Origin of the sequence: Hyalangium sp., assembly GCF_035629615.1 — a bacterium.
In the GTDB taxonomy this organism is placed as follows: Bacteria; Myxococcota; Myxococcia; order Myxococcales; family Myxococcaceae; genus Hyalangium.
This window is the reverse complement of record NZ_DASPHO010000237.1, coordinates 1-12,580: the sequence shown is the minus strand read 5'-3', so window position 1 is coordinate 12,580 and position 12,580 is coordinate 1. Positions and strand designations below refer to the sequence as shown.

Sequence of the window (12,580 nt, the reverse complement as noted above, 5' to 3'; positions counted from 1 at the left end):
AGCGGCATCCTTAGTGCGTTTGACAATCATTAACGTCCAAGTCCAAGCGATTGCCCACCCAGGTTAGGAGATAGAAACGACGCTCAAGCTGATTCGGCCAGTTTGAGCGCAATGCGTCTGCCCGGCAGCAGCGCAGGGTCTTCGGGGTGCTCTAGCTTGATCGGGATCTTAATCATCGGGGGCACCTTCACATTCTCGTAAAACCGTTTCGTCGTGTGCGCGGAGTGGTGGCCCACGACAGCGGCAACAGCCGCCAGGGGAAGCCCTCCAGACTTGGGCCGCACTTCCTGTCCGCACTCGGAGGCCCATGTGACGAAGCTGTGCCGCAGTTCTCCGAAGCGCACCAGAGGCACCCGCACCGACTTGCACGCACGACGCACAATGCGGCGGATGTGGCTGTCTACGGGCGCTGCGCCGCGCGCCTGGAGCCGCTGCACAGCCCCCAACGTCTGACGGTCGATGCTCTGGCGGTGTACCTGTCCGCTCTTGTGAATGAACGTGACGGTAGCGGCGATCTCGCCCGGCTCCGTCACCAAGGACACCTTGCCCTCACCACGCGCCAGCCGTTCGATCTCCGTGCCGTGCATCCCTGTTTTGGCGTGGATGCACAGCACGTCCCGCACGCATTGAACGTCCGTGCGTTGCCGCGTCTCCTCGCGGTTGAAGTTGCTGAACTCCCAGCCGGTGATCGCACGGTAAAGCCGCTCGATTGTCTCGATGCTGTAGCCCTTCTCCCGCACGGACTTCTCGGGACGGGCCACCGGGATCTTGAGCGAAATGGAAGCGTCCTCGCCCGCAGTCAACGCGCCCTCTACCTCCCGCAGCCACGCACAGAAGGACTTGAGCGCGGTGATCCGGTTCTTGCGTGCCGTCTTGTGCTTCTTCAGTTCCCGCAGCAAGTCCTGGACAGTGACGGTGCGCAGGTCACGCCCTGCGAGCCCATCAGCCCACCCGGCCAAGTAGTAGCCCACGTTCTTAGCGTAGCGCTCGGTTGTGCCCTTGCTCCTCATGTGTTCGAGGTAGCGGGCCACGGCTGCCGCGTCCATGTAGACGGCGGACTCGTTCTTGATCTTCTGAGCCTCGCCCCGCGTGCGGTAGCCCTCGGGGTCACGCACGAACAAGGCGAGTTCCGCTTCCGCCTCTGCCTCGCTGCGCGCGTCCAGGTGGACCGTGTAGTTCCGCCCGCTGATCATCTTGCGCAGCACGTAGACGGGGCGCCCGTCCTTGCCTGCGAACATCCGCCCGCCCGCCCACTTGCCGATCCACACCTTGGTACTCATGCCGTTACCGCCTCCAGTTTGGTCCTTTTTTGGTCCCAAAAAACCGGATTTGGTCCCGAAATGCAAGCGCCGCCCCTGTTCTCAGAGGGCGGCGCTTTGAAAGCGGCGGGTTGCTCGGCTTGGAAGCGGCGGCAATCGAACCCGCCGCTCCCACACACTGCCCCGCGCCCACCGCTACCAACAGGCGATGGCCCGGCTGAGGCAATCCTCCGCCGGCTGACACGCTCTGCGTCACCTGCGCCCGGAATTGTCACTGCACGGCAGACAGTGGGGTGTGCGCCACCTTGGATTTCGCGGGGTTGGTGGAGCGCGCCGCCCTGGCATGTCGGGTGCTCAGGTGGCACGGCGACACCGCTTACCTCGGGGCGCAGGCCTCTGAGGAAGGCGTGTCACCCGGCCATAACCGTTGACGCGCGTGGTGGCCGTAGCGGTGGGCTTTGGCCACTCGCTGGCCCTGCGTAAGGACGGCACCGTGTGGGGCTGGGGTAGCAACTTCCTCGGCCAGCTCGGCACTGGCACGGGACTCGATCATCTGGTGCCGGTGCGGACCCTGGATCTGACGGATGTGGTCGCCATCGACTCGCGGGACGACTCCTCCTACGCCGTTCGCGCCGATGGCACGGCGTGGGGCTGGGGCCTCAACAACGTGGGCCAGCTGGGCCTCCCGCCAGAGAACGATATTCAGCCTGTACCCGCCCAGGTGCCCGGGGTGACACGGGTGGTGTCTCTGGCGGCCAGCAGCGGCCATGCGCTGGCGGTGCGCCGGGATGGCACGGTGTGCAACGGCGCAGGTGGGGCGGTAGTAAGACGATCTGGAGAGGGCCTCAGGCAGCTCTGGCGTCCACCGGGCCCAGCTGCTGCCTGAGCCCTGATGATGACTGTTCAAGACCCCACAGGGGGACGAGAGAGAGGCTACCGCCGTCTCAGGCAACGCGTTAGGGCTCCAGACATCCGGTTGGGGGGAGGCCCAAATGATGCACTTCAGTTCACCCGGGCTCGCGGCCACCGCGTATCCGGACCCGCAGGCGTCCCCTGTGCGAGCCAGGACGCGCTCCTGGTGGCTCGAGCGGCTCGACGCCCTCCTGCTCCCGCGCAATCCACAGGACCTGCCTCCACAAGACCTGAGCCGCTTCCGAGTCATCTCCATCGCCGCGGGCACCCTGCTGCTGGTGAACGTGGCCCTCCTGCGCTCCGTCCCGGAGGTGCTGCCCCCCTCACTGACGCTCTCGTTGTTGGTCATCCCCAGCTTCACCGCCCTCCTCCACACGGCTACGCTCGTCCTGCTGCGCCGCTCCCGCTCGCCCCGCCTCCCGGCCTGGCTCCTGTGCACGACCCTGGCCGTGGGCTACATCACCGTCAACCTCGCCATGGGCAACCCCTATGGGGCCTCGCACGTCGCCAGTCCGCTGATCACGCTGCTGGCCTTCTTCCTGCTCGGGGCCCGCGGCGGGTTCGCCTTCGCCACCGTCATGAGCCTGTACGCTGTGGCGCTCCAGCCCTGGATCCTGGGCAGCGCCCAGAGGTGGGTCCCTACGGGGAGCGCGCGCAACATGACGGCCGTTGGAGACGCCTTCGCCGGGCTCTGCAACATGGGGGTGTGGGCCATGGCCTGGCTCAACAGCCGGGCCCGCGACAAGGCCCAGGTGGCGCTCGTGCAGACGATGAAGAATGTTCGCGAGGGCGAGCGCAAGCTGTCCAGCCTCGTGGAGAGCACCGAGGACATCGTCTGCTCGCTGGATGCCGAGGGGCGCCTGCTGACCGCAAACGCGGCCATGCGCCGGTGGTTCTCCCTGATCTTCGAGCAGGAGCCCCGACTGGGCGAGCCGCTCACCCGCCCCAGCTTCCTGGCGCGTCACCCGGAGTGGCCAGAGAGCTTCCGCAAGGCGCTCCACGGTGAGCGTGTCCGCGTCGAGCTCGTCTACCCGCTGGGGGACACGAGCCTCGCGCTGGACTTCTCCCTCACCTCCATGGCCGACGAGGGCGGGCGGCCCGCGGGGGTGACGATCTTCGGCAGAGACGTCACCGCGCGGCGGCAGGCCGAGGCCCGGCTGAGCGAGCTGCACCGCACCCTGCTGGAGACCTCGCGCAAGGCGGGCATGGCGGAGATCGCCACGGGCGTGCTCCACAACGTGGGCAACACCCTCAACAGCGTCAACGTCTCCGCGACGCTCATGGAAGAGCGGCTGCGCGGCTCGCGCGTCCAGGGCCTGGTCCGCGCCACGCAGATGATGCAGGAGAAGGGCCCGGACCTGGGTATGTTCCTCACACGTGACGAGAGGGGGCGCCTGCTGCCAGAGTACCTCCTGTCCGTCTCGCGGCAGCTCGCGGAGGAACACGCAACGATGCTGGTGGAGCTCCAGTCCCTGACGAAGAACGTGGACCACATCAAGTCCGTGGTGAGCATGCAGCAGGAGCACGCCCGCTTCGTCGGAGTGCTGGAGGAGGTGTCGCTGCCCGAGCTGCTCGATGACGCGCTGCGCCTGCACGCCACGTCCTTCGAGCAGCTGGGCATCCAGGTCCGCCGGGAGTACACCCCTGTGCCTCCCCTCCAGGTGGACCGGCACAAGCTGCTGCAGATCGTCGTCAACCTGCTGAGCAACGCGAGCCACGCGCTGCTCGACAGCCAGCGCCCGGACAAGCAGCTCACCCTGCGCATCGCCCCTCAGCCCGAGCAGCGGCTCCGGATCGAGGTGGCCGACAACGGCGTGGGCATCTCCGCGGAGCACCTGCCTCGCATCTTCAGCCAGGGCTTCACCACGAAGAAGAACGGCCACGGCTTCGGGCTGCACACCAGCGCGCTGGCAGTCAGCGAGCTGCAGGGGCACCTGTCCTGCTCGAGCCCCGGGCGTGGCCACGGCGCTACCTTCATCATCGATCTTCCCCTCACCCCCGAGCAGGCCCGCGCATGAGCGCAACCGCGTCGCCCCGCCGCCGCATCCTCATCATCGACGACAACCCTTCCATCCATCAGGACTTCCGGAAGATCCTCTCCGCCGTGGAGGGCAGCACCTCGCTGGACAGCCTGGAGACGGCCATCTTCGGCGCGCCCCAGTCCCGAGCCGGTGGTGCCTACTCCTTCGAGGTGGACTCGGCCGCTCAAGGCGAGGAAGGCGTCCAGCTCGTCGAGGACGCCTCGCGCGAGGGCCGGCCCTATGCGCTGGCCTTCGTGGACATCCGCATGCCCCCCGGCATTGACGGCGTGGAGACCACCGCGCGGCTCTGGAAGGCGGACGAGGATCTGCAGGTGGTGCTGTGCTCCGCCTACGCGGACTACTCGTGGGAGGAGGTGGCGCAGCGGCTGGGCATCAACCAGCGCCTGCTCATCCTGCGCAAGCCCTTCGACAACATCGAGGTGCGCCAGATGGCGCACGCGCTCGCGCAGAAGTGGGATCTGTCCCGCCAGAGCCGGCGCCGGGAAGAGGAGCTGGCTCAGGCGGTGACGGAGCGGACCCGGGAGCTGCAGGCCACCAACGCACGGCTCCGTCAGGAGATGGAGGATCGAGCGAAGCTGGAGGCCCGGCTCGCCCAGTCCCATCGGCGCGAGGCCCTGGGGCGGCTGGCCGCGGGGATGGCCAACGAGATCAGCAGCCCGCTGGGCTTCGTGAGCACCAACCTGAACCACCTGCGGCTGGCGCTGGAGAAGCAGACCGGCGGGAGCCCGCTGGAGGATCCCGCGGAGCTGCTGGACGCCTGCCGGGAGGCCATCGAGGGGATGGAGCGGCTCAAGCGGATCGTCCAGGACGTCAAGCTGTTCGCCCGCGTGGGCCCTCAGCCGGGCGTGGCAGTGAACCCGCGCAAGGTGTTGGACGACTCCCTGGCTCGGGCGGAGCCGAACCTGGGCCCCCGGATCCAGCGGGTGCTGGAGCTCCGGGAGGCACCGGACGTGCTGGCCAGCGAGGAGGCGCTCGCGCACGTCTTCCTGAACCTGATCGTCAACGCCGCCCAGTCCTTCCCGGAGAGCCACCCCGAGCCCCGCATCCGCGTCAGCCTGAGCGCGCAGGGCCCGGATGTGAGCGTGGAGATCCAGGACAACGGCAGCGGCATCGAGGCCGAGCACCTGGAGCACATCTTCGAGCCCTTCTACACGACGAAGCCGGGCGGCTCGGGGCTCGGGCTGTCCATCTGCCACAGCATCGTCACCGGGTTCAGCGGAGACATCTCCGTGGACAGCACCCCCGGCAAGGGCACCACCTTCCGCGTCAGGCTGCCGCGTGCCGCCTGAGCACCCCATGCCCGTCCTCGCTCAGCTCTTCATCCACCCCGTCAAGTCCACGCGGGGCCTGCCGCTGACGAGCGCCCGGGTGGAGCTCCTGGGGCTGGAGCATGACCGCCGCTGGATGCTCGTGCGCCCGGATGGCTCCTTCATCACTGGGCGCGAGTCCCCTTCCCTCGTGCGCGTGAGCGCTGTCCCCACCCTGGAAGGTGAGGGAGGGCTGCACCTGTCCGCCCCAGCCCTGCCCAAGCTGCGAGTGCGGGTGCCGCCCGCGGACGCGCCGCGCCTGGAAGTCACCGTCTGGAAGGATCGCTGCTCGGCGGCCCGCGCGGGCGAGGCGGCGGACCGCTGGTTCAGCCAGTACCTCGGCGAGCCCGTGGCCCTGGTGTACGTGGATGCGCGGATGGAGCGCCCGGTGGATCCTCAGTACGCCGGTCCCGAGGAGCGGGTGGGCTTCGCGGACGCCTTCCCGCTGCTGCTGCTGTCCCGCGCCTCGGTGGAGGAGCTGAACCGGCGCCTGCCCCGGCCCATCACCGTGGAGCACTTCCGGCCCAACCTCGTGGTGGAGGGCTGCGAGCCCTTCGCCGAGGATGGCTGGAGGCGCCTGCGCGTGGGCAGCGTGGAGCTGGAGATCGTCAAGCCCTGCGCCCGCTGCGTCTTCACCACGGTGGATCCGCTCACGGGGGTGAAGGCTCCGGACGGCGAGCCGCTGCGCACCCTCACGTCCTTCCGCCGCAGCCAGGGCAAGGTGATGTTCGGCCAGAACCTCCTCGTGCGCCGCCCGGGGACGCTCCAGCTGGGCGATCCCGTGGAGCTGCTGGGCTGAGCCCTCGGGGCCTGGAGCGTCCTCAGGAGATGGAGAAGCGGTAGAGGACCAGGAAGGCATCCACCGGCAGGCGCGTCACTGGCATCAGGCAGCCTCCCCGTGGTCTTGGACCACCGCCCTCTGTCTCGCCAGGAACGCGACGCCTTTCACTTCCATTTGGGGGCTCCGCTGGCAGAATCTGCTTACTGGTTTTACAAGTATTCCACATTATGCTTCGTTCTGCTCTTCCCTGCACCGCCTCCGTGGTGCAGGGTGTTCCTCGATTCGAGTCCAGGTCCGCCGCTTCTTCCCCTCTCAAAGACCCTTGCGGAGCCTCTACGCTCTCCCCATGAACCTTCCGCTCCTGCTGGGCTTGACCGCCATGATCACTTCCAGCGCCCCACCCTCCTCGGACTTCAGCGCCGAGGCGGCAGCCCGCTTCGCGGAGCTGGCGCTCGCCTGCGTGCACAAGGAGTACCCGAACAAGATCGCGCACGTGCTGAGCGGCGACGCGGACGTGCGCCCGCCTCGCGAGCTCACCCCGGCCTTCTTCGGCTGCTATGACTGGCACTCCTGCGTCCACGGCCACTGGCTGCTGGCCCGGCTGGCGCGGACGTTCCCGGAGGCGGCCTGCACCCCGCGCGCCCGCGCTGCGCTGGCCCGAAGCCTGACGCCCGCCCATATCACCGCCGAGGTGGCCTACCTGAACGGACCAGGGCGCGTCTCCTTCCAGCGCCCCTATGGGCTGGCCTGGCTGCTCCAGCTCTCGGCCGAGCTGCGCGAGTGGGATGATCCCCAGGGCCGGGAGTGGGCGGCCACGCTGAAGCCGCTCGAGGAGGCCTCGGCGCAGCGGATCCGGGACTGGGTGCCCAAGCTCACCCGGCCCATCCGCGTGGGAGAGCATGATCAGACGGCATTCGCCTTTGGGCTCATTCTCGACTGGGCACGCAAGGCGGAAGATCGCGCCATGGAGCAGCTCCTCACAGAGCGGGTGCAGGCCTTCTACGGGAAGGATCGCCGCTGCCCGCTGGCGTACGAGCCCTCCGGGCACGACTTCCTCTCGCCGTGCATCGCCGAGGCGGACCTGATGCGGCGTGTCCTCCCGCCCGCGCGCTTCGCCACGTGGCTGCGGGACTTCCTGCCGGAGCTGCCCTCGAACGGCTCGGCCTCCTGGCTGGAGGTGGCAGTGGTGTCTGATCCGGGGGACCCGAAGCTGGCGCACCTGGATGGCCTGAACCTGAGCCGGGCGTGGATGCTGGAAGGCATCGCCGCGGCCCTCCCCTCCACGGACAAGCGGGTGAGCGCTCTGCGCGCAGCCGCCCAGGGGCACCGGGAGGCAGGGCTCCGCTCCGTCACGGGAGCACACTACGAAGGTGGCCACTGGCTCGGCAGCTTTGCCGTATACCTCACCACGGGCAGGGGGCTGCCACGCAAACCGTAAGGCCTGCACGCGAACCCGCACCCATCTTCAAGCACCTCGCGAGCGTAGAAAGCCGGCATGGGGGCTGCAAACCTATGCACAGTCTGGGGCATATATGATCTACGAGGTAACGGGAGACATCCTGCTGTCCAAGGCCCGGGCCATCGCCCACTGGGTCGCGCCAGGAGATCCCTTTGATCAGGGACTGGCGCAGGCGCTCCAGGAGCGCTGGCCCTCCCTGCTGAAGGACTTCCAGCACTACTCGAGCTCGTACCACCCCAGCCCGGGGCAGGCCTGGGTGTGGGCTCCCAGCTCAGGCCCGCGCATCATCCACCTGCTCACGCCGGAGGCAGCCCCTGGAGAGAAGAGCCAGCCGGCCACCACGAGCCTGGATCTGCTCACGCGGAGGGCTCCACCTGTCGAGAGGAGCACGGCGGCCTCCATGCTCCTGGAGAGCGTCAACCACGCGCTGCGCGAGCTGGGCCGCATCCTCCGGGAGCAGAAGCTCACCAGCGTGGCGGTGTCCCGCCTCTATAGCGAGGTGGAGGGGCTGGAGTGGAGCGACATCGTAGCCCTCATCCACGCCCAGCTAGGGATGCTGGACATCCCCGTCATCGTCTACAGCCACTACCACCCCAACCTGCAGGTGCTGGAGCCCCTCTCCCGGCGGAACCTGGCGCAGAGGCTGCGGCCCGAGGCGTGGTGACGCAAAGGCTGCGCCTCCCCGTGGGGCGCGCGAGGCTCGGCGCATGAGCGCTACCGCGTGAGCCGGGCCAGTGAGAACCGGGCAAGCTCCCAGGGCACCTTCTGATCCATCGCCCTCCAGGCAGCGATGCGCCCCAGCAGCACGGTGAACTTGAACCCGTGGCCGCTCAGCCCGCCCACCAGGGTGACGCGAGGCTCGCCGGGCAGGTGATCCACCACGAAGTCGTGGTCCGGCGACATCGTGTAGAGGCAGACCTTCTCGAAGGCGACGCGGGGTGAGAGCCCGGGCAGGTGCTGGGCGCAGTAGCGGCGCAGCGGCTCGCGATCGGACTCGTGGAACTCTCGCTCCACCCGATCCGGGTCCGTGGGCGCGCCCGTCTCGTGCCACGCGACTTTCACCCCTGGGGCCTGGCCGTCGTACGGGAAGCCGTAGAAGTTCGTCGCGAAGTCGATCCACACCGGGAACTGCTCCGCTCCGAACTCCGCAGCCGACACCTCCGGCTCGAAGTGGCAGTAGGTCTGCCGGGTCACCGTGAACGGCAGGGGGACGAAGCGATCCAGCAGGCGCGCCGTCCACGGCCCCGCGGCCACCACCACCCGGTCGAACTCGAGGGACTCGCCGCTCGCCAGCGCGAGCGTGATGCCCCCTGGACGAGGCTCGAGGCCCTCGACGAGGGTCCTCGTGCGCAGCCGGGCGCCGTGCGCGGCTGCGAGGCGAAGGTTGGCTCGGACGCATGCGGAGGCGCGGAGGAAGCCCGCCTCCCGCTCGAAGACGCCGGACTCCCCCGGGAGCAGCCGGAGCCTGGGGAACCTCCGCGCGCATGCGGCCGGATCCAGCTCCTCGAACGGAACTCCGTTGTCCTTCAGCGCGCGCCGGATGGCGGCCAGCTCCGGATGATCGGTGGGGCCGAAGAACAGCCCCCCGGTCCGCTCGAAGAGGCGCTCGCCCGCCTCACGCTCCAGCTCGTCCCAGAGCGGATACGCCTGGCCCATCAGCGCCGTGTAGAAGCCGTCCGTGTACGTCTTCCGGATGATCCGAGACGTGCCGTACGAGCTGCCGCGATCATGGTCGGGCTCGAACTGCTCGACCACCGTCACCTCGTGCCCCTCTCGCGCCAGGAACCTCGCCGCCGCGCTGCCCACGCCTCCCGCTCCCAGCACCGCGATGCGTGCCATGCGCCACTCCTGCTCCACCGGGTTTTACCGGCTCGACACTCCCCGAGACGAACAGACGATAGACCGGTTGCCAGGAGGCAGCGTGCTCCCCTCTTGCGCGGTGATGTTCGCGGGGTGGTGGGGCGGGAGGAGCTCCGCGAGACTACAGCTCCCCCACCTTGATCTTCGCGAGGATCGCGGCGGCCGCATCCTTGCCGGACAGCGCCGCGCCCTCCATGAAGCCCTGCCACCAGTAGAACGAGTTCGCGTGCTCGCCCGCGAAGAAGAGGTTGCCCACCGGCTTGCCCTCGTTGCCGCAGATCGAGGTGAACTGCCCGGGCTTGTAGGCTGTGTAGCTGCCCAGCGTGTTCGGGTTGGACGGCCAGTGCTCCAGGTGTGCCAGGATCTTCCCGCCCGCGGTCCGCGTCACCCGCTGCGCCGCGCCCGGGTACACGCGGCCGAGCTCCGCCACGAAGCGCTCCGCCTCCTGCGCCACGTTCCTGGGATCCAGCGCGGCCCCGCGCGCCGCGCTCGAGTAGTCCGTGAGCACCGCGCTCTGCGAGGTGGCGTGCGCGGGGTTTGTCTCCCACGTGGCCTGGTGGTTCGGCAGGTCCGAGTACGAAGCGCCATTGGCGCCCAGCTCCGCCCAGAAGGGGCCGTTGAAGCCCACCATCATCTTCGCGTTCGTGCCGTAGCCCAGCTGCTGGATGGCCAGCGTCTTCCACGCCGGCAGCGCCAGCGAGACATCCAGCGACACCCTGCGCAGCACGGTGAAGGGCACGGCGAACACCACCGCGTCATACGTGGCGGTGATCGACGTGGAGCCGCGCCGGAAGGTGAGCTCGATCGCACCCGCCGCCGTCTTGCGCGCTGCCTCCAGCCGCTCGCCGTGGCGGAGCTGCCCGGGCAGCCGCGCGGCGAGCTCCCGAGGGATCTGCTGGTTGCCACCCACCAGGTGATAGCGCTCGTCGCTCACGCCGAACGGCTCGAAGCGCGAGCGCCGGTTCGCGCGGATGAAGAAGAGGAAGTTGAGGCAGCTCTGCTGGTGAGCCGCCAGCCCGTACTCCGCCTCGTACGCGGCGATGATGGCCGCCTTCACCACCGGCCCCGCCCCCCGCGTCTCCAGGTAGGTGCGCAGATCGATCAGATCGTATTGGCGATCCACGGGAGTGTGGACGTCCGCCGAAGGAGCCCCCGAGAGCGCCTGCAGATCCGGCCGCATGGCGGCGACGAAGTCGCGGTACTCCTCGACGACTGCAGACTCGTGATGGCGCTGGCCGCCGAAGAAGAAGAACTCCTCGCCAGGGGCCTTGATGACGTCCTCCTTGGCAAGGTTGAACGCCTGCGCGTACCCGAGCATCGTCTTGTGACCGGTGTCGATGAACTCGCCGCCGCGCTCCACCACCTGACCGGGAAAGCTCACCGGCCCGGGGAACGCCCCACCCATCGAGAAGACGCGCCCGCCGACCCGATCGTTCGTCTCGTGAAGGGTGGAGAGGATGCCCGCGCGCTTCAGCTCATATGCACACGCCAGGCCCGCGAGGCCCGCGCCGACAATGCCCACGCGCAGATCCGAGCCCTTCCCTCCGCCGCTGAGGTCCCCGGCCAGCGCCTGAGTCCCCACCCCGGCCACGAGCCCGCCGCCCACGACCGTGGCGCCCTTGAGCAGGGTACGCCGGGAGACCCGCATGGTCTCCGTGGCCTCGCGGCTGGGAACCCCCTCCCGCTCCGAGGCCAGGGCAATTCGGGTCGTCTGCCGGAACAGCTCGAACAGCGGAGTACGGGCCATGGTCTTCCTCCTGGGGGGAGAGGCGATTGAGAGCAACTCCCCCATATTGCCTGAAAATGAGAAATTCAAGCAATCGTGGAAAGACCTCGGAGTATTGACCAGGCGGCAATTCGCACCGCTGTGCGTCCTTCACTACGTCGTCAGTGCACCCTCGAGGATGGAGAGTCCCTCCTTGAAGACGGGCTCGGGGATGGTGAGCGGGAAGAGGAAGCGGATCACATTGGCATAGACGCCGCAGGTCAGCAGCACCAGCCCGCGCTCGAGCGCCCGGGCCTGGACGGCGCGGGTGAAGTCCGGATCCGGCGTGTGTCCACCGGGCTGGCAGAACTCCACCGCCAGCATGGCCCCCAGTCCGCGCACCTCGGCCATGCGAGGCACCCGGCCGCGCAGCGCCTCCAGCCGGCCGCGCAGCTCCTCGCCGAGCCGCTGAGCCCGCTGCACCAGGCCCTCCTCCTCGATCACGTCCAGCACGGCGTGCGCGGCCGCGATGGACACCGGGTTGCCCGCGTAGGTACCCCCGAGCCCTCCCGGCGCCGGCGCGTCCATCACCTCCGCCCGGCCGGTGACGGCTGACAGCGGAAAGCCACCCGCGAGCGACTTCGCCGTCGTCATCAGGTCCGGCGCCACGTCGTAGTGCTCCATGGCGAACCACTTCCCCGTCCGCGCGAAGCCCGTCTGGATCTCGTCGGCGATCAGCAGGATGCCGTGCTCGTCACACAGGCGTCGCAGCCCCACGATGAGCTCGGGGGGCGCTACGTAGAAGCCTCCCTCGCCCTGCACGGGCTCGATGAGGATGGCCGCCACGCGCTTGGGATCGATGTCCGCCTTGAAGAGCAGCTGCAGCGCCCGGAGCGAGTCCTCCACGCTGACGCCGTGCAGCGCCGTCGGGAAGGGCACGTGGTAGACCTCGGCCGGAAAGGGCCCGAAGCCCGTCTTGTACGGCACCACCTTGCCGGTGAGCGCCATGCCCATCATCGTCCGCCCGTGGAAGGCGCCGCTGAAGGCGATGATGCCGGTGCGGCCCGTGGCGGCGCGCGCGATCTTCACCGCGTTCTCGATGGCCTCGGCGCCCGTGGAGAAGAAGGTCGTCTTCTTGGGGAACGCGCCGGGGGTGAGCTGGTTGAGGCGCTCGGCCAGGGCCACATAGGCCTCGTAGGGCACCACCTGGTAGGCGCTGTGCGTGAAGTCGTCCAGCTGGGCCTTTGCTGCCGCG

General features: G+C 68.8%; 10 protein-coding genes. 6 read left to right on the top strand and 4 right to left on the bottom strand.

Annotation, left to right across the window (positions count from 1 at the left end; genetic code table 11):
• Positions 1–83: 83 nt before the first annotated feature.
• Complete coding sequence (locus tag VD972_RS11835) at positions 84–1,280, bottom strand: hypothetical protein (protein WP_324985454.1); 1,197 nt, start codon at positions 1,278–1,280, stop codon at positions 84–86.
• A gap of 418 nt (positions 1,281–1,698) precedes the next feature.
• Here VD972_RS11835 and VD972_RS11830 point away from each other — a divergent pair, with 418 nt between their 5' ends.
• The 6 genes from VD972_RS11830 to VD972_RS11805 all read left to right on the top strand — a co-directional run bounded on the left by VD972_RS11830 (position 1,699) and on the right by VD972_RS11805 (position 8,424).
• Positions 1,699–2,145, top strand: a complete 447-nt coding sequence (locus tag VD972_RS11830) for a hypothetical protein (protein WP_324985451.1) — start codon at positions 1,699–1,701, stop codon at positions 2,143–2,145.
• A gap of 106 nt (positions 2,146–2,251) precedes the next feature.
• On the top strand, positions 2,252–4,189 hold the full coding sequence (locus VD972_RS11825; protein WP_324985447.1) for an ATP-binding protein: 1,938 nt from the start codon (positions 2,252–2,254) through the stop codon (positions 4,187–4,189).
• Complete coding sequence (locus VD972_RS11820) at positions 4,186–5,502, top strand: hybrid sensor histidine kinase/response regulator (RefSeq protein ID WP_324985444.1); 1,317 nt, start codon at positions 4,186–4,188, stop codon at positions 5,500–5,502. Before VD972_RS11825 ends, VD972_RS11820 begins: the two co-directional genes overlap by 4 nt.
• 7 nt (positions 5,503–5,509) lie before the next feature.
• Positions 5,510–6,319, top strand: coding sequence for an MOSC domain-containing protein (locus VD972_RS11815; RefSeq protein ID WP_324985442.1), 810 nt, complete (start codon positions 5,510–5,512; stop codon positions 6,317–6,319).
• Between the two features lie 328 nt (positions 6,320–6,647).
• Positions 6,648–7,739, top strand: a complete 1,092-nt coding sequence (locus tag VD972_RS11810) for a DUF2891 domain-containing protein (RefSeq protein WP_324985439.1) — start codon at positions 6,648–6,650, stop codon at positions 7,737–7,739.
• A 94-nt stretch (positions 7,740–7,833) separates the two neighbouring features.
• Positions 7,834–8,424 carry a hypothetical protein gene (locus VD972_RS11805; RefSeq protein WP_324985436.1) on the top strand — a complete coding sequence of 197 codons (591 nt, stop codon included), beginning with the start codon at positions 7,834–7,836 and terminating at the stop codon, positions 8,422–8,424.
• Between the two features lie 50 nt (positions 8,425–8,474).
• Here VD972_RS11805 and solA read toward each other — a convergent pair whose 3' ends face one another.
• The 3 genes from solA to gabT all read right to left on the bottom strand — a co-directional run.
• Entirely contained in the window at positions 8,475–9,599 is a 1,125-nt protein-coding gene (gene solA, locus VD972_RS11800; RefSeq protein ID WP_324985433.1) for an N-methyl-L-tryptophan oxidase, read from the bottom strand.
• A 142-nt stretch (positions 9,600–9,741) separates the two neighbouring features.
• Positions 9,742–11,367 (bottom strand): NAD(P)/FAD-dependent oxidoreductase, encoded by a 1,626-nt coding sequence (locus VD972_RS11795; protein ID WP_324985430.1) that lies wholly within the window; start codon positions 11,365–11,367, stop codon positions 9,742–9,744.
• A gap of 132 nt (positions 11,368–11,499) precedes the next feature.
• The coding region (gene gabT, locus VD972_RS11790) for a 4-aminobutyrate--2-oxoglutarate transaminase (protein ID WP_324985427.1) at positions 11,500–12,580 on the bottom strand (1,081 nt) is incomplete at its 5' end.

Excerpts from the sequence above, each read along its gene's own strand:
- VD972_RS11835 (WP_324985454.1), bottom strand. The coding sequence starts at position 1,280 with ATGAGTACCAAGGTGTGGATCGGCAAGTGGGCGGGCGGGCGGATGTTC.
- VD972_RS11825 (WP_324985447.1), top strand. The coding sequence starts at position 2,252 with ATGATGCACTTCAGTTCACCCGGGCTCGCGGCCACCGCGTATCCGGAC.
- VD972_RS11820 (WP_324985444.1), top strand. The coding sequence starts at position 4,186 with ATGAGCGCAACCGCGTCGCCCCGCCGCCGCATCCTCATCATCGACGAC.
- VD972_RS11815 (WP_324985442.1), top strand. The coding sequence starts at position 5,510 with ATGCCCGTCCTCGCTCAGCTCTTCATCCACCCCGTCAAGTCCACGCGG.
- VD972_RS11810 (WP_324985439.1), top strand. The coding sequence starts at position 6,648 with ATGAACCTTCCGCTCCTGCTGGGCTTGACCGCCATGATCACTTCCAGC.
- VD972_RS11805 (WP_324985436.1), top strand. The coding sequence starts at position 7,834 with ATGATCTACGAGGTAACGGGAGACATCCTGCTGTCCAAGGCCCGGGCC.
- solA (WP_324985433.1), bottom strand. The coding sequence starts at position 9,599 with ATGGCACGCATCGCGGTGCTGGGAGCGGGAGGCGTGGGCAGCGCGGCG.
- VD972_RS11795 (WP_324985430.1), bottom strand. The coding sequence starts at position 11,367 with ATGGCCCGTACTCCGCTGTTCGAGCTGTTCCGGCAGACGACCCGAATT.